The sequence below is a fragment of the Dolichospermum sp. LEGE 00246 genome (assembly GCF_015207865.1).
Classification (GTDB): domain Bacteria; phylum Cyanobacteriota; class Cyanobacteriia; order Cyanobacteriales; family Nostocaceae; genus Dolichospermum; species Dolichospermum heterosporum.
On the sequence record NZ_JADEWA010000009.1, the window covers coordinates 1 to 24,047 of the forward strand.

Consider the following 24,047-nt stretch of genomic DNA (forward strand, 5'->3'; position numbering starts at 1 on the left):
ACCCCCAACCCCCTCCCCGCAAGCGAGGAGGGGGCTTATGACTGTATTTCATTCAAGTGCATACCGTTATATCTAATTAAAAACATAGATGGTAGCCTAAGAATAAGTTTTTTTCCAGTTTCTTGTCATCTTTATTATTATTAAATTCATGAGTCAAATACTTTACAAACAAATTCAGGAATTTTACGATGCTTCTTCCAGTCTGTGGGAACAGATTTGGGGGGAACATATGCACCACGGTTATTATGGCGTAGATGGTAAACAGGTGAAAGAACGCCGTCAGGCACAAATTGATTTAATTGAAGAATTGTTAAAATGGGCTGATGTTAAGGGTGCGAAAAATATTCTTGATGTCGGCTGCGGGATAGGTGGTAGTTCTTTATACTTGGCTGAGAAGTTTGGGGCAAATGCCACCGGAATTACACTGAGTCCTGTACAAGCTGCTAGAGCTACTGAAAGGTCTTTGGCAATGAATTTGAGTCAAAAAACTAGATTCATGGTTGCCAATGCTCAGGAAATGCCTTTTGAGGATAATTCTTTTGATTTGGTCTGGTCACTGGAAAGTGGTGAACATATGCCAGATAAAACTAAGTTTTTGCAAGAGTGCTATCGCGTATTAAAGCCCGGTGGGACTTTGATTATGGTGACATGGTGTCATCGGAATACGGATAAGTTGCCACTGACAACGGATGAACAAAAGCTCTTGGAGGATATTTACCGAGTCTATTGTTTACCTTATGTTATCTCTTTAGCGGAGTATGAAGCGATCGCTTGGCAGTTACCATTAAATAATATCCGCACGGCTGATTGGTCAACCGCAGTTGCTCCTTTTTGGAATGTTGTCATTGATTCAGCATTTACACCCCAGGCATTTATCGGTTTATTAATGGCTGGTTGGACTACAATTCAGGGGGCATTATCTTTAGGTTTAATGCGTCGAGGTTATGAAACTGGATTGGTTCGGTTTGGATTATTACGGGGAACCAAGTAAGTCCAATTCTGTGTAAAGATGTACTCAATTTGAAGATAAACCAACCACAGAGGCACAGAGGACACAGAGAAGAAAAAGACAAGTTTAGGAAATTCGGCGCAGTTTCACAAGGAAATGGTATCAGTCCAATTCCTTTAGGTGCTTAAGAACAAAAAATAACAAAAGATGAATCAATTTTATCAACAAAATTCGGCTATTTCTCCAAAAAGTTGGTTTTATTCTTTTTGGAAGTTTTCCCGTCCCCATACAATTATGGGAACAACTTTGAGTGTCTTGGGTTTATATTTAATTACCCTGGGTGTCACTTCAACAAATTTTTCTAGTTTGCATATTAGTCAAATTTTAGCAACATGGGTCGCTTGCATAAGTGGCAATATTTATATTGTTGGTTTGAATCAATTAGAAGATATTGACATTGATAAAATCAATAAACCTGATTTACCTCTAGCATCGGGAGAATTTACCAAAGGACAAGGACAATTAATTGTTATTATTGCTGGTATTGTCGCCTTAGCTTTAGCATGGCTAACTGGACCGTTTTTAATGGGCATGGTGACAATAAGTTTAGCAATTGGTACGGCTTATTCTTTACCACCAATTCGGTTAAAACAGTTTCCTTTTTGGGCTGCTTTGTGTATTTTTTCGGTGCGGGGAACAATTGTTAATTTAGGTTTGTTTCTGCATTTTAGTTGGGTATTGCAAAGAAGCCAAGGGATTCCGGGGGCAGTTTGGGCTTTAACTGTGTTTATCTTGGTATTTACATTTGCGATCGCTATCTTCAAAGATATTCCTGATATGGAAGGAGATAGATTTTACAATATCACAACTTTCACCCTCCAACTCGGACAACAAAAAGTATTTAATCTTGCACTTTGGGTATTAACAATCTGTTATCTCGGTATGATTTTAGTAGCGTTATTCCATCTTGCGGAAGTTAACACTATCTTCATCTTCATCACCCATACCGTAGCTTTAATTGTCATGTGGTGGCAAGGTGCAGGAGTTGATTTACAAGACAAAAAAGCCATTACTAATTTCTATCAATTTATCTGGAAATTGTTTTTCATCGAATACCTAATTTTTCCCGTCTCTTGTTTATTAGCTTAAGCTCATGTTAGAAACATTTCCTACTGCCAATATTGTCGCCATTTCTGTAGTTATTTCTGGTCTTAGTATTCTTGGTTATTTGAGTATCAAAACATTGATTACTTCTAATTTATTTCAGAAAGGCATCAATTTTTATCAAGCCAAAGATTTTGAAAATGCCGAAATAGTTTTGAGAAAGGTTATTGCCATCAACTCTACAAATGATATGGTACGTTTGTTATTAGGAGATATTTTAAATCAGAAAGGACAAATTGCCGAAGCAAAAGCATTATTCTGTGAAGTAATTGATAGCAGTCCTAAAAATCCTGATGCTTATTTACGTTTAGCAAATATTCTCATGCAGGAACAACAGGAAGTAGAAGCTAAAGCTAATTTACTTCAAGCAAAAGAATTATTGCAGAAACAGCGTCAACCAGAAAGGGCAAAAAAGGTGAGCCTTTTGTTAGATAAAATGTCTAAGTAGGTGAACACAATAAAACCAAACTGTGTAAAGAAATGTAAAATCGCCTAAACCCTCTTCACTCTTGCCTCTTGCCTTTTGCCTTGCCATAACGACAATTTTCAACGCCAACCTACTTAAACTGTGATTTTTTAACAACAAGATCTCCGACTTCTTTAAGAAGTCGGGGATCTGACTTATCTCCCCGTGTTTGCCCTGATACTTGTATTTTAGCGGATAGGATAGAAGAAATAGGCAGTAGGAAGAAATCCGGGTGTTCTGGTAAGATGAGTGAACCGTTTAATTGATTTTTCAGGAGTTAAAGAATGTCCATACCAGCAGATCCAGTGAAATTGATGAAGCAAGAAGTTGGCAAAGCCGCCGCCAATTTGGTAAAATCCGGTTCCATAGTTGGTTTGGGGACAGGTTCAACCACAGCTTACACTATTCAATATTTAGGAGAACGCCTCAAATCAGGTGAACTCAAAGATATTGTCGGTATCCCCACCTCATTTCAATCAGAAGTATTAGCAAAAGAGTATGGCGTTCCTCTCACCACTTTAGACGCTGTAGACCATATTGATATCGCTATAGACGGGGCAGATGAAGTAGATCCCCATAAAAACTTGATTAAGGGCGGTGGTGCTGCACATACCCGCGAAAAAGTTGTAGATTACCTAGCAAAGCAATTTATTGTTGTCGTTGATGGTGGTAAATTAGTAGCCCGCTTAGGTTCTAGTTTCGCTGTACCAGTTGAAGTTATCCCTATGGCTATTACCCCCGTTACAAATGCCATTAAAGCACTTGGTGGTAAGCCAGAACTACGCATGGGTGTGAGAAAAGCAGGACCTGTAATCACTGACCAAGGTAACATGGTTTTAGATGTCACCTTCGATAGCATTGATGACCCTGTAAACCTGGAAAAAACACTGAATAATATCCCCGGTGTTCTGGAAAATGGCATTTTCGTCAATTGTGCAGATATCGTTCTTGTAGGTGAAGTTATTGATGGTAAACCTGTAGTTAGACAACTTTAGCTTATTACCTAAACACATACAGCGATTTCCAATCTTATGAGGTACATCTTAGCCCCCTCATCGCACCCCCCTAAATCCCCCCGCAGCGGGGGGAAGAAAAGGATAAGCTTTTGATACTGGAGAGGGTTCTTGTTCCGGGTTTGATGACAATTTGCTCTTTTCTCATAAGAATACCCGGTAAGTGGGAAATGAGCGCGTCTTTAGACCTGAGAGGGAAACGACACGAGCAGTTCGACAAGCTCACTGACCACGGTTTTAACCGCTGTGGATATTAAAATTGGGCGTTGCTGATTAAGGGTATGAATTTTAGTCTCATGCAAAGGCGCAATCACGCTTCGTGATCTCGAAGAGTAGACGCACTGAGGTTTGAGTTTTAAAGGTTCAATTTGGAAATTTCATACCTCGATTCAGCAACGCCTAAAAGGGTTATTTATGGGCAAGTTTAAGGCACTGAAAGGGGTGAAGAGTTGATTTTATCGGGCAAAATTTTGATTGCCCCAGTATCATTTATGGGCAAGTTAGTAAATCAATAAAACACTCTCTGCAACAAAAATTTACAACGTGTCCCATTTTGCGGCATCTCCCTCATCCTTACTAGAATGCAAAGTATACAGATCCCAAATTTGAAGTACCACCGAGTCGGGTGGGATATTGCGATGCCTTCGGCGTATCCCTGACGGGATTGAAGGAATAGAGAGCGTAGCGATCGCCGGACATTGTTGGGGGTGCGGAATGTGGGTTATAGGAATCGCTCTTTGGGAAAAACTTTTTGGTTTACTGCTGGAAGAGTTGCCCAATCTATGGGTGGAGTGCTTATTCATACTTTTCCTAAGTCTCTGATTAACTCAGCCCTGCTGGGTAATTTTTCATGCCTTAGTCTAAACCCCAGTTACTACGCTTACTACCCTGCTTACTACCCTTTTTATACTCAACTTAGTGGTCAATCTTTTACTCCCAAGTAGAATTCTTCTAACTCTCGCAAAAATGGGCAAACCGGGGAGTATAATTCAAAGGTTAGCAATAAAATTCCCATGGTACAGCAACAAGACTGGAGTAATTTTTCTTTACAACGTCCTAACTATTTTCCCGGACAGTATCTCCTGGATGAGGACTTCGAGTTAGCACATAAATATCTAAGTGATCGCCAGCGTTATGTCAATAGCAAACTGCATTTAGCCGGAATTGTCGAAGGGCTAGAAGTAGAAGCAATGGCAGGTGAAGCTGCGATTACTATCAAATCTGGGACAGCAATTGATGGTGAAGGTAATCTGATTATCCTGCCGTCAGAAAAAAGCAATCTCAAAATTAACTCACCATGTTGGGTGTGTCTGAGATATCACCAAGAAGCAAAAGTATTACAGCAACCGGAAATTCCCGATAGTTTCACCCGCTTTGCAGAAGAACCCATACTTGCATTGGAAGCGATTGAAACGAAAGATGCTAAAACGATTACTTTAGCTAGACTCACCCTAGAAAACGGACAAGTAAAAGTAGATAACAGTGTCCGTCAATATTCGGGAGCGCGGTTGCCCAGTGGACAAGGTGAAGAGATTACACTGAGAAGTGACGGTAAATCTTTAACCATTCAAGGCAACTTAAGTGTATCCGGTAAATTGGAATTGGGCGGCTCAGAAATTATTGGTGTATCTGAAACTATCGCCACGGAAAGTGACAGAACCACAGTCATTCCCTCAGAAAAAGCCGTTAAAGAGCATATAGAAAAGCGAATTAGGGAGAGACTAGCGGCCTTAAATGCCCCTACAGAGGAAAAATCAGCGATTTCCCTCAGTAGTAAGGCAGATGGGCTATATGGGTGGTCAACGGATGGGGGTGAAGCAGATGATAAATCTTCTCTAATCAAATTGATATCCTATCGGGCAGGAGTTGCCACCCCACGGCTCACCATCGAAAGAGATACGGGTAATGTCGGCATTGGTATAACTACTCCCGCTAGAAAATTGGATGTAGAAGGTGTGATCCGCGCCTGGCATCTTGAGTCTACAAATCCTATGCGACACCGGATGTATCCCAATGATGCGATCGTTTATCAAGATATTTTTGATGCCAGAGATGCCAAAGTAATTACCAAATATGGTGTCTTAAAAAATGCACCTGGGGATGCTGAAACAAGGCATATAAGTAGCAACCTATGGAACGACCGTCGGATGATCTGCTATGGAGGTGGGGAAGAGGATGATGCTGGGGCAGTTGTCACCGTTCCCGAAGGATACGATACTCTCTGGATCAGACTACCGGGTGATCTTCATAAAGTTGTCAAAGCCCAGTTCCGAGATGGATACAAGGAAGACTTAGGGCGCTGGTCAGGTGGAAAGAGATACGGCAATTGCTACTGTCCCGATGGTTCTCTCACTGATAGCTATCACGATAAACACCAATGGCTACCTATTCCAGTAGGCAGATCCGGGAAAGTTACCCTAATTTCTAAGCAAGGTGGTGAGTTATGGTTATCTGGGGTGGCATTCAGCAAAAACCCTTGGTCTCACGCTACTCAATTCGCACTCGGATATCACTGGAAAGTCAACGGGGGTAATGAAACAATTTGGGATAAAGCATCTGATTCTTGGAATGGCGATAGCTACACAAGGATTCCTGAAAAAACCAATCTAGAATTGATGGTTCCAGTCGTGTGGTCTGGATGTGACAAATTACTCTACATGGTGGAGCATAACAACGACTGGAATGGTTGTATGCACAGTGGTATTACGGTCAATGGTCAGCCCGTTGAAAGGTTTCTAGCAAGCTATGATAACCCCTTCGCCCGCCATTGGAATAGCAAAAGCTTTAACCGCTATATTGCTGCTTACATTCCGGCTGATTTGATTCCCAAACCCAGACCTGATGTCATCCCCTATCTCAAGGTAAAAATTGATATGAGTAAGCAAAACAACAGCCTTAATTTTCGGGAAATGGGTACACACGATCTGGAGGTTCCCTATAGTTTCTGATGACACTCAAGACCTTTAAACAGCAAGTAAGATGGCAATGAGGGAACAACTGGAAAAACGCCTGCAAGCCCTAACCACAGAATACGAAACAGGACAAAAAGCACTAGCTAATTTGGAGTCCCAAAAAGCCAATCTCCGGGAAACATTACTCCGCATTAGTGGAGCAATTCAGGTTTTAGAAGAAGAGTTGACTGTTGATAATAGTCAAAACAATCACCAAGTAGAGCAACTCTCCCCAACCACCATAGAAGTTATTTCTGAAACTTAACTTCTTGATCATCATATATCTGTCTTTTTCCATAGGAATTCAGTCATGTTGGACGACTTAGATAGCACCCTAAAACAATTACTAACTCACGAATTACCAGAGTTGCAAAGGTCAACGGAAACAAATGTTGCCATTAGCTTTGATATGCCATTAGAAGGGTCTATCAAACAGAAACCAGCGATTAATCTTTTCCTCTATGATGTGCGAGAAAATCTGGAATTACGGAGTAGTGAATGGTCGGTGCAACGTCGCCAAAACGGCACAGCTACCAAAAAACGTCCTCCAGCTAGGATAGATTGTTCCTATTTGATTACCGTTTGGGCTAATGCCGATGATCCCCAACAAGAACATCACATCTTAGGGGAAGTAATGAAATTATTACTCCGCTATCGGACATTACCAGCAGCAATTCTCCAAGGCAGTTTGCGAGGACAAGAGCCTCTACCAGTAGCAGTTGGTTTGCGTTCTAGCTACTTACAAAGTTTAGGAGAATTTTGGCAAGCAATTGGGGGAAAACCTAAAGCAGCGCTCAATTATACGGTGACAATTGCCGTTCCAGTTGATGAAGAAACAGAAGAATTTCCTTTGGTGCTTGATAAACGAATTGAATTTATATAGGGAGTGTGGGAAAAACGAATCCCTCTCCTTGCGAAAGGCAGAGAACAGAATTTTCCAATCTCCCTCCTTGCTAAGGGGGGTAATTTTGGGAATAAATTCCAACTTTAAAGTTGACCATTTTGCTCACTTTCCAGAGCTATTAGCCTTAATTCCTAATGCCTGAATTGTTCCGCGATAACTATTGAAAAAAATGCTAAAGCGACAACGATTTTATCATCAAGTAGCCATAGCCGGACAAGTTAGAGATGCTATCACAGGAGAGGGAATTGCAGGTGCTATGGTCAAGATTATTGATGCTCCTGATGAATTTATTAATTTTGTAATCTTCCAACTTAAATTATTTGGATTACCAAGTTCATTAATTCAGTGGCACTCGTTTAATCCCGATCTCAATCCTCCCAACTTAGCCTTACCTCAAGAACTTCAAGAATTACAAAAAAATCTGAAAAATCCTAGCTTAAAAGCTACTAATAAGCTAGAATTATTTCAGGTATTTCTGGAAAATTCCTACCTTAGTGGTAAACATAAATTTCTAGGATTTCAGGAAATTATTGACTATTTTCCAATCGACCCAAAGACCAAAAATTCTCACTTAGGACGGACTAAAACATCTGCTGATGGTTGGTTCTATTTTAGGGACTTGCCAGCCGGATTATATCGCATAGAGGCATCTTTGTCTGGTGCTAAAATGCGCTATATTAAGAGTCAATGTCAAGTTGAGATTGGGCGAAAAAATCAAAATAATATTGTTGACCAAGATCAAAATGTTGATCTGTTTGATAATATTAGGAAAGTAGAATTACAACTGAAACCAACCACCCTTAGAGGCAAAATCACCAATGCGGATGATACAGAAGCAATTGGCATGGCTAGAGTCCAGATTTTAGGGAGTGGAGAATATACTTTTAGCTCCATTGAAATTATTAAAGAACAACAAGGAGAATGGAATTATCAAATCGTTGGTATAGAAGGCAAAAATACTCCCATAACAGTAATAGTTTCAGCTAAAGGATATCCTGGAACCCAAAAGGAAATCAGTTTGCAGCCTGGGGAGGTGAAATCCTTAGATTTCCAGTTGACTTCCAACTGATAGCTTTTTTTTTGCAATAGGTATCAACTCGCAACTGTCAATTTTGTTTATCCGATTATCACAAAAAAAGGGAAAAATATTATGCCCACCAATTTCGCCAATTTAGCTCCTGGCGTTTATGTTGATGAAGTTTCCTCAGGTTTAGCACCTATTTCTGGTGTAGGAACTAGTACGGCTGGATTCATTGGTGTCATCACTTTGAAAGTAGCGAAAAGTGCGAAAAGTGCTGAAGTTGCTGAAGATACTGAAGATGCTACAGTTTCTTCAACCGTTGCGAAGAAAGGTCAGCTTATTTCTGGTGAAGACCAATATTCAGTTGTGTTGAAAGACCAAAAAAAAGCAACAGAAGAGATAGAACTTTCAACCTCAATTAAGTCTGGTGAAGTCAAACTCTGTACAAATTTCACTGAATTTAAGAAATTCTTTGGGGATTTCTCAGATAATCCCGGTCAAAATATCCTCGCTCATGCTGTTTATGGCTTCTTCAGAAATGGCGGCACAAGGTGTTTCGTAATATGGGTGACAGCAGAATCAGAAATTAGTCAAGATAAGGCTTTAGGAAAGTTTGAAGCCATTGATGAAATTGCCATTGTCGCAGCTCCGGGTGTTACCAGTAAGATAGCCCTGGGTGAAATTAATGATCACTGCCGATTGTTAGGCGATCGCTTTGCAATTTTGGATACAATAGAAGATATCGCCATTGACTCGGATCAACTAAAACCAGGTAGTGATGAACTACTAGGAAACTCAGACTATGCGGCGGTATACTACCCTTGGATTCAAGTTTTCGATCCCGCCAGCAACGAATTGAAATTTGTTCCTCCGAGCGGTCATATTGCCGGTGTTTACGCTCGCGTAGACGATAAAAGAGGTGTGCATAAAGCTCCAGCTAATGAGCCAATTTCGGGAGCAGTAGGCTTAAAGCAAGATATCAGCAAAATCAAACAGGGTCCTCTGAACGAGATAGGGATTAACTGTATCCGCAATCTCAATGGTAATATCCGCATTTGGGGAGCGCGGACTTTAGGCGCGGGGAAAGATAATCCAGACTTCAAATATATTAATATTCGTCGTCAATTTAACTACCTGCGGGAGTCAATTGATGAAGGAACTCAATGGGTAGTATTTGAACCCAATAACCCAGAACTTTGGGCAAAAATTCGCCGCAATATTACTGCCTTCCTCACCAATGAATGGCGCAAAGGGGCATTATTTGGCACAAGTCCCCAAGAAGCATTCTTTGTCAAGTGCGATGCGGAAACCAATCCTATGGATCTTCGCAAACTTGGTCAAGTGGTGACGGAAATCGGGGTAGCGGTAATAGAACCAGCAGAATTTGTCATCTTCCGCATTAGCCAAATCGTAGACGAAAAGAAAAAATAGGCTCCTGACCGCACTGAAATGACCTATATCCAAAATTGATTAACCTATGCAGACATCTACACACCTAAACTTAACAGCACCTGGTGTATATTTAGAGGATATTCCTACCTTACCTGGTAAAGATTTACTAACGGGTGTTCCGGTGTTCTTGGGAGTCGCTCCGGTTAACAATGCTCAGGAAAACGGTCTTCCCGTGCCGAAAATGCTCACACTCTGGACTCAGTTTGGGCAGTATTTTGGACAGCCATTACTTCATAGTTACTTGCTGCATCTGGTACGGACTTTATTTGCCAATGGCAGTCGTCTGAGTTACATATTACCTTTGCTAGACAATATTCTCTCAGAATTGCAAAATGCATTGGCAGAAATAGAAGGACTAGATGGCTATTTAGCTCATGCGATTCGGGGTTTCTTTGCCAATGGTGGTCGTCTGTGTTATGTCGTTCCTTTGCTAAATAACACTCTCTCAGAATTGCAAAATGGATTGCGGGCAATAGAAGGACTAGATGTCATTGATTTAGTCTGTGCACCTGATATTATGCAAAACTCTGAGGCAGAAGTGGCTATGGAAATGCAAAAAGCAGTCCTAGAGCATTGTGAGAGAATGGGCGATCGCTTTGCCATTCTTGATGGCTTCAGTATTACCAGAATTGAAGACATAGAAGCCCTGAAAACACAACAACAAGGATTAATCGGCGATAACGGTGCGCTCTATACCCCCTGGCTGAAAATAGAAAACGCTCCCATGAACATTCCCCCTTGTGGTCATATTGCGGGAATTTATGCCCGTAACGATCGGCAAGTCGGAGTTTATCGCGCTCCGGCTAACTACCTACTAGAAGGGGTATTGGATTTAAGTTTTTTGTTTACTGATACAGATTCGGAAATCTTAAATCCTCAAACTGGATCAGGCGTTAACTGCATTCGCAGTTTTAGAAGTCGGGGAATGCGGATTTGGGGGTCACGCACCTTAAGCCAAAATCCAGAATGGCAATATATCAACATTCGCCGCTTAAAAATCACTGTCCTCCGGTGGGCAGAACGGAATTTAGCTGATGCTGTGTTTGAACCCAACAACAGAGATTTGTGGGGTCGTATAGAGCGGGAATTAACAGTTTACTGTGAATCCCTATGGGAACAGGGAGCTATCCATGGGGATAGTTCCGAAGAGGCTTTCTATGTCAAGTGTGACGAGGAAACCAACCCCCCAGCTATCCGCAATACCGGACAAATAGTCACGGAAATTGGTTTAGCACCCACTACTCCTAGTGAATTTATTGTTATTTCCCTAGTTCACGGCAGTAGCGGTGTTAGATTTGTCGAATCTTAGTAAATAACTTCAGGAGAACTTACCATGCCAGCTATTAAAGATACTCACGATCCGTTTAATGGTTATAATTTCTGGGTAGAGTGGGACGGAATCGTTCATGCAGGCTTTAGAGAATGTAGTGGTTTGACGGCTACCAGGGCAGCCACGACCTATAGAGAAGGAACAGACAAAATTCTTGCTCAAAGACAACTTGGTGGTTTAAATAGTTTCAGTAATATCAGCCTGAAACGAGGAATCACTGACAATGATGAACTTTGGAAATGGCACAAGCAAATCACAGATGGTGAACCAATGGAAGACAATCGGAAAAACGTTTCGATTATTCTGTCCGATGATAAAGGTGAAGAAAAACTACGTTGGAACTTGGAAAAATGTTGGCCTACCATGTGGAGTGGTCCAGATTTTAATGCTACCTCTGGCGAGGTAGCGATTGAATCACTAGAATTAGTTCACGAAGGAATCAGCGTTGATTAATACGAGGGAAAATGCACCAAACTGAATTTCTGTTTACCCTGCCTCACGGTTATATAGATGCAGAAGGAATCCTTCATCGAGAAGGAGTGATGCGACTATCAACAGCCTATGATGAAATAGCTCCTCTGCGCGACCCCAGGGTACAGAGAAATCCGGGTTATTTGGTGATTATTCTGCTCGCACGGGTGATTACTAAGCTAGGAACTTTAGACCCACTCAATACCAAAATTATTGAGGAATTATTTTCTGGGGACTTGGTTTACCTGCAAGATTTTTACCAACGAATTAATCACCATGGTAACACTCGCTTTCAGGTTGCCTGTCCCCATTGTGGAGGAGATTTTGAAGTAGAAACCTCCCCCACGGGGGAGTAGTCTGCTACCCCTCAGAACGCCTACTGGAGGAGGTAGCTTATCTTTCCTATCACTTTCACTGGTCTTATGATCAAGTGATGAACATGGAACACTGGGAACGGCAACAGTGGGTAACTCAAGTTGCCCACATTAATCAGCAGATTAATCAGCAGTCAGGCAATTAAGGATTTGAGATTAAAACTTTTCTCAAGAGGAGACTTTCATGGCAAAATCGCAAAAAAAAGGCGGGGGTAATTCTCAAAAGAAACCCCAAGATCCCTATATGGCTTTCAATTTTATGGTGGAAATCGAAGGACTGACAGTGGGTGGCTTTTCAGAAGTTACAGGACTAAGCAGCAACATGGAACTGGAGAGTTATGTGGAGGGTGGGGTTCATCACCACGTTCATAAATTCCCTAAATACATGAACTATCCTAATTTGGTTTTCAAGCGGGGACTAGGAGAAAGAGATGATTTATGGAAGTGGTATGAAGATGCTACTAGAGGTAAAATTCGTCTCTTGAACGGCACAATTATGGTACGAGACAGTAAGCAGGATAAACTAATAGGATGGAACTTTAAAAAGGCCTACCCGGTTGCTTGGGAAGGTCCACAACTGAATGCTAGTAATGGTTCGGAAGTCGCATTTGAACGGCTGGAATTAGTGCATAGAGGAGTTTATAAAGCATAGTTAGAACCAGTCAATATAAATTACATAAAATCATCATCTCTATCAGCAAAAATTAAGCAAAAATTAAGTATCTCATCTAAAATGACATTCAATCGTGTACCACAATGGCAACAGTCTCTTGATCCGAAACTTGTCCGTCGGCTAAATAATCCGTTGATGAAACAGGGAGTTATCGATGGTCGGATGGCTAGAAGAATTATCGAGCGATCGCCTGATATATTAGAAAAACTACCTTTACTTGCTCAACAAATGCAGCGTTGGTCAACCAATATTCATTTAGAGTCAGAATCAACACCTATTGTTTATGTTCAACATCAGGAGCAGAGAAGTCAAGCAGTAGAACAGCAGACGATAAATCCCAACTTTGCATCTCCTGATAGCAGTCAAGGTAATAAGCAAGTCCTGATTGTCAATGCTAAGTCAATTCCAGTTGACATGGATTTATCCAATCAAGATCAAATGACTCCTTTAGTAAATCAGAGATCGCAGTCCACAGAATTAACTTTACCACCAGATAATTCTTTACCTAATTTACCCAATAATATTTCCTCAACCCCCTCAGAATCACCAATTCAGAGAAAAACAGAAACACCTGCAAATTTACCAATAGTAAATGTAAATTCTGAGCAATCATCTTCATTAACTGAAAATCCTCAAATCCCCTTAGTTCAACAACTAGCTCCCACCATATCAAATATTGAAAAACCTTTAGTTAATCTAGCTAATAATATTTCCTCAACAAGTGAAGGCATATCAACTAATACTAATAATAGAAGTTCTCCCTCAACTTCAGTAATTCCAATTATTGATGGTTCCATATCCAAAATTAAACCCAAATTGGAAAATTCAGTAGTAGTTTATTCCCAACCAATCAGTCCTAAATTAGCTGCAAATGAGCCAATGCTCTTAATCGAAGAGTTTAAGAGAAATAATCCTTTAGTTGTGACTAATGGGAATAAACGAGTAGAAAAGATTACCCAATCCACTGTTGCTAATGCTCAATCTAAATTACCAGTTGTGAAAATTAATTCCGAGCCATCTTTACCAGAATTTGAATCTTTAGTCTTGTCTACTTCTCCTAGTGCTAAAAAAAAGGCAAGCACCTTAAATAGTAGCCAATTAACTTCCCAGATGAATTTAGGAACAACAATGAATTATAATGTAACATCATCCCCTGCCGAAACCTCAATAACCAATAATATTGCTTCAAATCAAGGGATAATGGCATCAACCCCATCTATCAATTCTCAACTACTTAAAGTCAATCAAATTAACCAAACATCCATTGCAGGTGTTAGTCGGCCACCTCAGATTGATGTTGATGATTTAGCAGACAAAGTAGAGCGGAAAATCATGCGGAGATTAGTCGTAGAAAGTGAACGCAGAGGTAAGAACAAATGGCGCTAGAAAAACTAACAATTAAAGCAGAGAAAAGTAACGAGGGAGATTTTGCTGATGAATTCGAGGTCTTGTTTAACCCTAACCAGGTACAAATTAATAAGATCGGTTGGACAACCAGCGGAGACCAATTAGTTGCGTCTAATGATTTAGCAACTTTAACAATAGAGTTATTCTTTGATACCACTCTTAAAGGTTCTCCGCCAGAAAATGTCCAGAAATATACCAAGAAGATTTTTAATTTGACTCACCCAAGAATTGGTAATAGCACAAAAAGACCACCTAGATGTAAGTTGGTGTGGGGAACAATTGGGGGAAAAGATAGTGTTTTGTTACCTGATGGGATGTTAGAAAGTGTCACTAAAACTCTGACGCAGTTCTTGGAAGATGGTACTCCTGTGCGAGCAACTCTTAATTGCACATTCAGAGAGTGGACAGACTCGGTAAAAAAGAAAAAAGAGGAGAATTTAATAGATGATCCAGTTCGGATTGTTAAAAGGGGAGAAACCCTGAGTAGTATTTCTTATGAAGAATATGGAGATCCTGCATTGTGGCGCATAATTGCTGAAGAAAATCGGCTAGATAATCCGCGTAAAATACCCCCCGGATTAGTTCTGACGATTCCACCTCTGCGGATTCCCAGCCAAACTTAGAGGAAAAGAACTATGTCTGATGGTGGTGGTGTTAAAAGCCTTTCCCCTAATATTAGAGTAATCATTGAAGGACAAAAGCTTTCTGCTGAGGCTAGTGCTGATTTACTCGCGGTGAAAGTATCGGAAGATGTGGACGTACCAAGTATGTTTACTTTGGAATTTTCTAGTTGGAATTTAGCCAAGGGTGAATTAACTTGGATTGATGACAAGATGTTTGAGATTGGTAAAGAAGTAGAAATTCAGATGGGTTATGAAAATAACTTAAAAACAGTGATCGTAGGAGAAATTACTGGTCTAGAACCGGAGTTTAATCAAAATTCTAATCCTATATTAGTGGTACGGGGACATGATATGCGTCACCGTTTATTGCGAGGTTCTAAAACAAAATCCTATGCCAAAATGAAAGATAGTGATATTGCTAGTCAAATTGCTAGGGGTAACAGCTTAACACCAAAAGTTAAAGATAGTGAGGTGAAACATGAATATGTTTTACAACATAATCAGACTGATTGGGATTTTCTGCAAAGTCGTGCAGAGCGCATTGGTTATGAAGTAGTTATTGATAATAAAACCTTATATTTTCAACCCCATCAGCACGATAGTCAAAAAGTTTTGACGTTGAAGTTTGCAGAGAATTTACGTGAATTTTTACCCCGGTTGAGTAGTATGGGTCAGGTGCAAAAAGTAGAAGTAAAAGGCTGGATACCCAAAGATAAAAAAGAAGTTATCGGTAAAGCTGCTGCTGGCAAGGAAGGGAGTAAAATGGGTGGCAAAACTACTGGAGCAAAGGCAGTGGAAACATTTGGAGAATCTGTTTCTACTGTGGTTATTCAACCTGTAGCCAGTAAAGCAGAAGCCGATCAAATAGCTTTAGGACAGTTTAAGGATATGGCGATCGCCTATATTACTGCTGAAGGAACTTGTCCGGGAATTCCTACTTTAAAAATTGCTAAAGTTATTGAAGTGACTGGAGTAGGAAAGCGATTCAGTGGAATGTATTATGTGACATCAACTGAACATAATTACTCCCAAGAGCAAGGTTATGGTACTTTATTTACTGCAAGGAGAACCGCCTCATGATGGGAATAGATTTGTTAATGCCTGAAGACAAAAGTCTGCGCTTCTATGGAGTGACAGTTGCCGTAGTCACTAATATCAAAGATCCTGATGGAGTAGGACGAATTAAGGTGAAATTTCCTTGGTTATCAGATGAGGATGAAAGTGCTTGGGCTAGGGTGGTAACATTGATGGCAGGGAAAGATAGAGGCATTTACTTTTTGCCAGAAGTAGACGATGAGGTTTTAGTGGCTTTTGAACATGGCGATATTGCCTTTCCCTATATTTTAGGGAGTTTGTGGAATGGCAAGGATAACCCCCCTGAAAAAAACGATAATGATGAAAATAATAAACGCTTGATTAAGTCCCGTAGTGGTCACATGATTATTTTGGATGATACTAAAGATAAGGAACAGATTATTATTCAAGATAAAAGTGGAAAAAACAAAATTACTATTGACTGCGAAAATGATGCCATGAATATTCAGGTAGAAAAAGATTTTACCATTGAAGCTAAAGGTAAAGTGACTATAAAAAGCACAGATGAGGATATGTTGATTGAGTGTAAAAATTTAGAGATTAAAACTCAACAAGAATGCAAAATTCAAGCCGGATCTAATTATAGTATTCAGGCTAAATCTAAAGGTGAATTTGCCGCCAAATCCGGCTTGGAAATTACCTGCGCTGCGGGGGTTAAGGTCAATAATGGGGCTTTGGAGGTAATGTAATGGATATTGATTTTTTAGGTGTAGGCTGGTCTTATCCGTGTAAATTAGATGAGAGGGGACAAGTGTTGATGGCGAAGTACGAAGATTGCGTTCGTCAGTCAATTTTGGCGATCCTTAGTACCGCGAGAGGGGAAAGGGTGATGCGTCCCGATTTTGGCTGTCGGATTCATGATCTCGTCTTTGCACCCAATAATGCAGGAACAGTTGGTGAAGTGATCAGCGATGTGCGATCAGCCTTGGTAGAGTGGGAACCCCGCATTGATATTTTAGATATTGATGTGCTACCAAATCCGGCTCATCCTAATCTTTTGCAAATTTCCATTAATTACCAGGTTCGCACCACAAATAATCAGTTTAATCTAGTCTATCCATTCTATTTACAGTAATTAATCATGTTTTTACCTCCCCCCAAAATTGATCAGCGCACCTATGAAGATATAGTTCAGGAAACTCAGGAATTAACTGAGGACTATACGGATAACAAATGGCGATGCCTGGATAAAAGCGATTCAGGTTTGGCACTTATCCGCATTTTCAGCCGCATGGCCACCATCGTTAGCGATCGCCTCAATCGCTCCCCGGATCGTAATTTGCTGGCATTTCTCAACTTAATTGGTACTCAACAGGCTCCCCCTCAACCAGCCAGAGTCCCTCTCACCTTTACCTTAGCGGGTGGTAGTCCGGTAGATGCAATAGTTCCTGCTCATACCCAAGTTTCTGCACCCGCTCCCGAAGGTGAAACAGAGGAAGTTATCTTTGAAACTGAACAAGATTTGGTAGTCAGCGGGACACAACTACAAGCAATGTTTGTGGCCGAAGATCGGGATTATTATAGCGATCGCAACCATTGGATTGATCCCACAATTGCCAACCAAAATCCAGCATTTTCAGCTTTCAAAGGCGACCTCCCCACGGAGCATTATCTTTATATATATTCTGAAGAAATATTTAGCATACCAAAATTAGAAACGATTACCATCACTATTGATACTAATAGTCCCACTCAATTCGGGGAATTACTTGATATTTGGTCATATTGGGAGAAGACAGCATGGAAACCTCTGACCCACATTCACACCCAAGCAAATACAACACAATTCATGATCACAGTGACTCAGTTACCTAAATTGATGCCTTTTGTGCAATTTAATGGACAAAAAGCCCCATGTTTGCGGGTAAGCTTAAAGTCTCAGCAACGGAATCAATTAGCGGAAGCCGCACGAAATAATTTACCAGAAGTTACCCAAATTGAAATTAGCACTAGTATTAATCAAACCCATACCCCCGAATTATGCTTATTTAATAATACTCCCTTGGATCTAAGCAAAGATTTCTATCCCTTTGGTACAACCCCTGGGCGTAACGATACATTTTCTATTCCTTTAGATAATAAATTAATTAAACCCGGAGTTGCCATAGAAATTAGCCCAAAACTGAACCATCAACCCAGTTATACTGACGATATAAATATCATTTGGGAAATAGGAAACGGGCAAAATTGGCAAATCATTGAAACTTCAACAGCAGCAGATAAATTTAGATGGAGTAATGATTCATCACCAATAAAATTTATAGAACCTACAGAACCTATCACATCAACTACTTTTCAGTTTCCTCAATCACTAATTAATGAGAATCTAGTTGATGATCATAGAGAAAATTCCTATTGGCTGCGCGCCCGCATTAACAATGGAATTTACGGGATCAGAGGGAGAGAGAAAAAATATGTTGTTTATAATGATGTCACCCTAGTTTCTAGAGGCATCTCCTCTGGACAAACAGCAATATTCGTTGATAGTGTAGATGAATTAGAGATTAATGATACCATTCGCATCCAATCATTAGCTGATCCAACCAGACAGGAAGAAGTCAGAATAATTAATAAAATTGCCTCCGAGAAAAAGCTGATTCTTGAGAATAATATTCGTAATCAATATGAAGCCAGCAGTCGAATATTGTGCAAATTTATTATGGTGGACAAGATTCCTGACACTTGCGATCCACCGGTAGTCCAATCTTTGACATTAACTTATAAATTTCTGCTGAGAAAACCTGCATCTTACTATGCTTATAACGACTTTATTTATTGTGAGGGCAGTTCTTTAGGATTTGTCAGACTGACACAAGCGGTTAAAGCTGGCGAAAGGATCTTACATCTGGATGATGTTAGTCAGTTAAGATTAGGTGAGTTGATCAAATTTGACGATAATAATCCCGAAAAACGGCAAATTGAGCTAATTGATCGAGATCGCCATCTGGTCATCTTCACCACAGCATTGAATCATGATCATCGGCGAGCAGTTAGGGTAATTCGTTGTTTTCACCCGTTAACTCCCGCAATTAATCGCAATTCCGCCCTTTATTTGGGATTTAATCAACCATTTCCCAATCGTCCCAATACTCTTTACCTCCAAGTTGAACCACCTTTACCCAGTGAAGTAGCCCCCAATGCCAATCGAGGGGAAGGTGACCTTAACCTACAGCGGATTGCTTGGGAATACGCTAGTCCCAACGGATGGCAACCCCTAGTTGTTCAGGATGAAACCCAAGCCTTTGCTGAGAAGGGGCTAATTCAATTTATTGGGCTAACAGATTTTATCCCATCGTCTCACTTTGGCAAAGAACTTTATTGGCTACGAGCCAGGAAAAAGCCCAGTAGTATTCCATTCGCACTCTTATGTCTTTTTAAATGGGCATTAGGCTTTAGACGATTACACTTGTTCGGCTTGATCCGCTATCTTGGTTGGCAAATAAGCTATTCTGTTGATTTTTCCGTAGATCCCCGTTTGCGTTCTGTACGGACGAATACTACCTGGGCTAGTCAAACTATTACTTTAGAAAATGAGATATTAGGTTCTAGCAACAATGAGCCGCAACAGGTATTTTCTGCCAGTCAGGTACCCATTCTTTGGGGACAACAATTAGAGGTGCAGGAAGGTAAAATGCCTGCCGACGAAGAACGACAAGTCATTGAACTACAATCAGGCTCAGAAGCAATCAGCACAATTACAGATGAAACAGGTCAATTAGTAGCAGTTTGGGTGCGCTGGCAAGAAGTCCCTGATTTTTATAGTTCCCAGACCAAGGATCGTCATTATGTCATTGATCGCCAAACCGGAAAAATTCAGTTTGGTGACGGAAAAGCAGGAATGATTCCACCGCGAGGACGCAACAATATTCGCCTGACTCGCTATCATACTGGAGGTGGCATCAGAGGGAATCAACCTGCCTATAAGATTGCCGAATTAAAAACTACTATCCCCTACATTGATAGCGTCATTAATTGGGAAGCGGCCACAGGAGGAAACGAGCAAGAATCTCTGGAACGGCTCAAAGAGCGATCGCCCCAACGACTACGCCACCGCGATCGCGCCGTGACAGCCCAAGATTTTGAAGACCTAACATATCAAGCATCTATAGATGTGGCCAGGGTAAAGGTGATCACCCCAGAAATGATGGTTCCCAATTTCAATCCCTTACTGGAGGAACTATGGATTGAACCGGAGGGAAATTCCTCACTCGCCAAGATAACAGAAGTTAGGAGTCAGAGTCCTAAAATCGAGGGCAATCCCATTCAAGTTTTTACCCATGAGATTCGGGCTGGGCGGGTGCGAGTAATCATCGTTCCCCACAGTTTGGAACGTCAGCCCACCCCCAACTTGGCATTACTGAATCGAGTCCATACTTATTTACAAGCGCGGTTTGTGCCGACCATGAAACTGCAAGTAACCGGACCTAACTGGCAAGAGATCAGAATTATTACGGAAATTGTCCCTGTTTCTCTAGAAAATGCTGATGCTGTCAGAGTTGAAGTTCAGCGTAGCCTCCACAACTTTCTTCACCCCCTCACAGGTGGCAATCAAGGAGTAGGGTGGAGCTTCGGACGTAAACCTCACCTTTCCGACCTCTATGCCCTCTTGGAAGCAGTTCCAGGGGTCAAATACGTCCGCTACCTAGACATCCAACCGACTGATTGTCAAATGGATATCCGCACTCTTATTTACTCTGGTCAGCACCGAGTTACCTTGAAATTACCAGGAGAGACAGATTAACTTATGCCATTACCATTACCCAATCTCGATGACCGCACATACTCCAGCCTGGTAGAAGAAGCGGTTGCTCTCATTCCCACGGAAGCACCCCAATGGACAGATCACAACCCATCTGATACGGGAATTATCCTGATTGAATTATTGGCCTGGTTGACTGAAATGGTGTTATATCGAGTCAATCAAATCCCTAATCACAATCAAGCCGCTTTTTTAACTCTACTCAAAGGGCATCATTTTGAACTGCCAGCAGAAAAATCTCCCGCCGACCAAAATGCCATCTTGCAGGCTGAGATTCAAAAAACCTTGGCAGAATTGCGAACACCCTATCGAGCCGTCACCGCCAAAGATTTTGAACGGCTGATTTTATCTGACTGGTCAAAAACTAAGACTATTAAAAGAGACTTTGGAGAGGAGGGGATAATTGCGCGAGTGCAATGCTTGCCAGAGCGAGATTTAGAAACAAAAGATGTCAATGAGATTGTGGAAGGGCATATTAGCTTAGTAATTTTGCCTCGTCTACATAGTTCCAATACCGAAAATCTCAGAAAAATAATTAAGAAATTTCTCAATCAAAGACGACTGATTACTACCCGCCTCCATCTAGTTGACCCCAAATATGTGAAAATCAAAGTTGCTGCTACTTTATATTTACAAGACGGTGGGAATAATCTGTTTGTTCAAAAAGAAGCAGAACGCCGGATTAAAGCTTTTTTTGCTCCTTTAGATTCCCAAGAATATTGGCAAGGTAAGGGCTATCCTTTTGGCGCGGATATCTATATTTCTGAGTTATATCAATTATTGGATAATTTGCCTGGTGTTGATTATGTAGAGGTAGTTCAACTTAACGACTTCGATGAGCAAAGAAAAAAATTCAACCAACAATCCGAAATGATCGGTATTTCTCTAGAAGAAAATGAATTGGTTGAGGTAGAAATTGACAAAATTATCACCATTCAACAACATTTTGAAGCAAAATGGAAAAGAAACAACTAAGTAGTTATCAAGAATATTTACCTGCTTATCTGCAAGAAGATTTCTCTGATCTTGATCTGCAAAAAAGTCCCTTTTTGAGCAGATTTTTACTAGCGTCTGAAAAAATTCTTACCGGGTCTATTCAAGAGCAAGAACATTTTTCGCTTCATCCTCAGATTATTTCCAGAAATTCCCAAACTTCTGTTGGTTTAGAAACAATCATTTCTCAGATTCACACCTATTTCGACCCCCAGAAAACTCCATCGGAATTTTTGCCATGGTTGGCAGGGTGGGTAGCATTAAGTTTACGAGAAGATTGGGATGAAGCAGTTAAGCGGCAATTTATTAGCCGAATAGTGCCGCTATACCAAATTCGGGGAACTATTTCCGGATTAAAACAAATGTTAGGAATTTATCTGGAACTTTATCTCCAAGAATTTAACTCCAACTATCCCGCAGGAAAGATTTCAATATTTGAATTTGACGACCATCCTCATTACTTTCAAGTCCAAATTCCCCTTCTGACCACTCAGCCGGAGAGATATTGGCGAGGATGCCGGATTGCCAAAGCCATTATTGATCAAGAAAAACCAGCCCATACCTTTTATGCCTTAAGAATATTAACACTAACCATGCAAATTACCAAAGCATGGGGAGGTTGTTATCCGTTTACCTTATTTGACGCTCCGCCTCAACAGAAAATGCAAATCGAGGCTAGGATTAAACTGAATGATTGCCCGCCCGGAGATCCCTTAGAAGAGCAAATACTAATCCGCATTCAGGGAAAAAATTTGCCCCTTGAACCGAATGGCAGCCAACTCGGACCCCATGTCAGGCAAACAGTGTTTTATGAACAATTTACCAACAATCCCGATGGCTTTTTTATCGCTCTAGCTAATTTGAGCGATCGCCAACTGACTGGAAAAATTACGGTTCAAGTTAATTTTAATCTCAACCACCAGCAATATTCCCTGATCATATTTGATTCCCTACCCTTTGACCTAGAACCTAACTTAAGAATTTATCGCCCCCTGAATCAATTAGAGTTAATGCCGGGAAATACTCGTCTTGACTCCAATCCAGAGCAAACTTTGCGTGTCCGCCCAGAACCTCCGTTAAAAATTTATCAGCCTCAAATCAAGTGGATTGACGGTAATACGCGCCTGGGTTCTCAAGTTGGTCAAACCATGCGCCTGGTGCATGATGCCAGACTGAGAATTTACAAACCCAGACGATTGTTTGAGAGCATGGAGGGGAATACTCGTTTGGGAAACCAAGTAGGTGAAACAATCCAAATTCCCACAGGTTTAGATGATTCTGAATTAAAAATTTACAGTCAAAATCAAGAATACAAAATTGGCAACACCCTTCTAGGCCCCGAAGTAGGTGCAACCATGCGTCTCGTTCCTAACTCCCAGTGGTTAGAGCGGATTTATCGGTTTAAATTATTTGATTCTCCAGCTAAAAAGAACATAGAAATAGAAGCAATTATTACACTAACAGACGTAGCTGAAACAGAAGGGGAAAAAATCGCTAGGTTGTTAATATTACGCATTCAATCCCGTACTTCTTCCTTTAGCCCTCTAATGCCAAATCTAGAATTTTCCTCCCAAGGACTGCGGGCTACACACCAGGTTAGCTATCAACGATTTTTGGATAACCCCAAAGGCTTTTACATAGTGTTATCTAACGTCAATGATCGCCAAGTGGCTGGAAACATCACCATCAAGCTCAACTTCAATCTTAATCAGCGTCCTGTGTCTCAGGTGATTATCGCAGAAGACTTTAATCTCAATCCCAGGGCGAATGTTCTAGAAATTTGTCACCCTCTTAAGGATCAGGATGGAGATATTCAAGGTAATACCATCATTGGCAGAGTTACCCCATATATGCTGAAAACTTTGGCAGTTGAGGAAGACGATTGGATTGATTAATTAAATTTTGGTTGTAACTAGATCATTATGGCTGACTTTATTTTAACCACAGGCGATATGGCCATGTTTAACCCCCCATTTGGGCAAGCTATTGTTACCGTAATTCCTGGTAATATAGTGGGGTCTAGTAAAGACATGATTAACAAAAAAATGGTCTGTGTTGATGGGGATGAAAAAACCGTCATTGTTCCTGGTTGTCCCTACATGACTCCATCACATCCTATTCCCGGTGTGGGTATTCTTTCCATTGATTCCCTAGCACCCAATCAAAAAGCCCAAAGAACCAAATCTAACGGTAAACCGGTTTTACTCAAGGGAGGGACATTTAAAGCCAAGTTTCAAGTTGTTGTTCCTGCCCAGCAACCCACCCCTGCTGGGCCAGTTCCTGATCCTAGTCCGCAATATGCTGGGACTGGTAGTTTCATCACTACTAACTTTCGAGTTAAAGGCACATGAAACTCGATATTAATTAATCCTTGTTCATTATTATCAAATAACTTAACTAAG

The 24,047-nt window shown here is 40.8% G+C and carries 22 protein-coding genes and 1 pseudogene; all 23 read left to right on the top strand.

Going from position 1 to position 24,047, the window contains the following annotated elements; genetic code table 11:
• Window positions 1-148 precede the first annotated feature (148 nt).
• The 23 genes and pseudogenes from IQ228_RS01275 (at window position 149) to IQ228_RS01380 (ending at window position 23,996) form a co-directional block, all read left to right on the top strand.
• Window positions 149-991 (top strand): methyltransferase domain-containing protein, encoded by an 843-nt coding sequence (locus IQ228_RS01275; RefSeq protein WP_027402350.1) that lies wholly within the window; start codon window positions 149-151, stop codon window positions 989-991.
• 165 nt (window positions 992-1,156) lie between these two features.
• On the top strand, window positions 1,157-2,098 hold the full coding sequence (locus IQ228_RS01280; RefSeq protein ID WP_027402349.1) for a homogentisate phytyltransferase: 942 nt from the start codon (window positions 1,157-1,159) through the stop codon (window positions 2,096-2,098).
• 4 nt (window positions 2,099-2,102) lie between these two features.
• Window positions 2,103-2,561 (top strand): M48 family metallopeptidase, encoded by a 459-nt coding sequence (locus IQ228_RS01285; protein ID WP_027402348.1) that lies wholly within the window; start codon window positions 2,103-2,105, stop codon window positions 2,559-2,561.
• A 302-nt stretch (window positions 2,562-2,863) separates the two neighbouring features.
• Window positions 2,864-3,574, top strand: coding sequence for a ribose-5-phosphate isomerase RpiA (gene rpiA / locus IQ228_RS01290; protein ID WP_027402347.1), 711 nt, complete (start codon window positions 2,864-2,866; stop codon window positions 3,572-3,574).
• A 1,031-nt stretch (window positions 3,575-4,605) separates the two neighbouring features.
• Entirely contained in the window at window positions 4,606-6,540 is a 1,935-nt protein-coding gene (locus tag IQ228_RS01295) for a hypothetical protein (protein ID WP_193961991.1), read from the top strand.
• Between the two features lie 37 nt (window positions 6,541-6,577).
• Complete coding sequence (locus tag IQ228_RS01300; RefSeq protein ID WP_027402344.1) at window positions 6,578-6,808, top strand: hypothetical protein; 231 nt, start codon at window positions 6,578-6,580, stop codon at window positions 6,806-6,808.
• Window positions 6,809-6,853: 45 nt separating this feature from the next.
• On the top strand, window positions 6,854-7,426 hold the full coding sequence (locus tag IQ228_RS01305) for a DUF4255 domain-containing protein (RefSeq protein WP_027402343.1): 573 nt from the start codon (window positions 6,854-6,856) through the stop codon (window positions 7,424-7,426).
• 190 nt (window positions 7,427-7,616) lie between these two features.
• Window positions 7,617-8,516, top strand: a complete 900-nt coding sequence (locus tag IQ228_RS01310) for a carboxypeptidase-like regulatory domain-containing protein (RefSeq protein WP_193961992.1) — start codon at window positions 7,617-7,619, stop codon at window positions 8,514-8,516.
• An 81-nt stretch (window positions 8,517-8,597) separates the two neighbouring features.
• Complete coding sequence (locus IQ228_RS01315; protein ID WP_193961993.1) at window positions 8,598-9,899, top strand: phage tail sheath C-terminal domain-containing protein; 1,302 nt, start codon at window positions 8,598-8,600, stop codon at window positions 9,897-9,899.
• A gap of 46 nt (window positions 9,900-9,945) precedes the next feature.
• Window positions 9,946-11,229: a phage tail sheath subtilisin-like domain-containing protein gene (locus IQ228_RS01320; RefSeq protein WP_228043630.1), complete on the top strand. Its 1,284-nt coding sequence runs from the start codon at window positions 9,946-9,948 to the stop codon at window positions 11,227-11,229.
• 24 nt (window positions 11,230-11,253) lie between these two features.
• Window positions 11,254-11,703 carry a phage tail protein gene (locus IQ228_RS01325; protein ID WP_027402339.1) on the top strand — a complete coding sequence of 150 codons (450 nt, stop codon included), beginning with the start codon at window positions 11,254-11,256 and terminating at the stop codon, window positions 11,701-11,703.
• An 11-nt stretch (window positions 11,704-11,714) separates the two neighbouring features.
• A complete protein-coding gene (locus tag IQ228_RS01330; protein ID WP_027402338.1) occupies window positions 11,715-12,077 on the top strand; it encodes a hypothetical protein in 363 nt (120 codons plus the stop codon).
• A 17-nt stretch (window positions 12,078-12,094) separates the two neighbouring features.
• Window positions 12,095-12,241: pseudogene (locus IQ228_RS27280) on the top strand (DUF6760 family protein); the annotation flags it as partial.
• A 38-nt stretch (window positions 12,242-12,279) separates the two neighbouring features.
• On the top strand, window positions 12,280-12,747 hold the full coding sequence (locus tag IQ228_RS01335; RefSeq protein WP_027402337.1) for a phage tail protein: 468 nt from the start codon (window positions 12,280-12,282) through the stop codon (window positions 12,745-12,747).
• 81 nt (window positions 12,748-12,828) lie between these two features.
• Complete coding sequence (locus tag IQ228_RS01340; RefSeq protein ID WP_193961994.1) at window positions 12,829-14,154, top strand: hypothetical protein; 1,326 nt, start codon at window positions 12,829-12,831, stop codon at window positions 14,152-14,154.
• Window positions 14,145-14,798 carry a LysM peptidoglycan-binding domain-containing protein gene (locus IQ228_RS01345; protein WP_027402336.1) on the top strand — a complete coding sequence of 218 codons (654 nt, stop codon included), beginning with the start codon at window positions 14,145-14,147 and terminating at the stop codon, window positions 14,796-14,798. Before IQ228_RS01340 ends, IQ228_RS01345 begins: the two co-directional genes overlap by 10 nt.
• A gap of 12 nt (window positions 14,799-14,810) precedes the next feature.
• A complete protein-coding gene (locus IQ228_RS01350; protein WP_027402335.1) occupies window positions 14,811-15,878 on the top strand; it encodes a phage late control D family protein in 1,068 nt (355 codons plus the stop codon).
• A complete protein-coding gene (locus tag IQ228_RS01355; protein ID WP_027402334.1) occupies window positions 15,875-16,582 on the top strand; it encodes a phage baseplate assembly protein V in 708 nt (235 codons plus the stop codon). Before IQ228_RS01350 ends, IQ228_RS01355 begins: the two co-directional genes overlap by 4 nt.
• Complete coding sequence (locus IQ228_RS01360) at window positions 16,582-16,968, top strand: GPW/gp25 family protein (protein WP_027402333.1); 387 nt, start codon at window positions 16,582-16,584, stop codon at window positions 16,966-16,968. Before IQ228_RS01355 ends, IQ228_RS01360 begins: the two co-directional genes overlap by 1 nt.
• Before the next feature lie 6 nt (window positions 16,969-16,974).
• The gene (locus IQ228_RS01365; protein WP_027402332.1) at window positions 16,975-20,634 is read left to right on the top strand and encodes a baseplate J/gp47 family protein; all 3,660 of its coding nucleotides are present in this window, start codon (window positions 16,975-16,977) and stop codon (window positions 20,632-20,634) included.
• Between the two features lie 3 nt (window positions 20,635-20,637).
• Window positions 20,638-21,627, top strand: coding sequence for a baseplate protein J (locus tag IQ228_RS01370; RefSeq protein ID WP_027402331.1), 990 nt, complete (start codon window positions 20,638-20,640; stop codon window positions 21,625-21,627).
• The gene (locus IQ228_RS01375; RefSeq protein ID WP_027402330.1) at window positions 21,609-23,540 is read left to right on the top strand and encodes a phage tail protein; all 1,932 of its coding nucleotides are present in this window, start codon (window positions 21,609-21,611) and stop codon (window positions 23,538-23,540) included. Before IQ228_RS01370 ends, IQ228_RS01375 begins: the two co-directional genes overlap by 19 nt.
• A 27-nt stretch (window positions 23,541-23,567) precedes the next feature.
• Window positions 23,568-23,996, top strand: coding sequence for a hypothetical protein (locus IQ228_RS01380; protein WP_027402329.1), 429 nt, complete (start codon window positions 23,568-23,570; stop codon window positions 23,994-23,996).
• Window positions 23,997-24,047 lie beyond the last annotated feature (51 nt).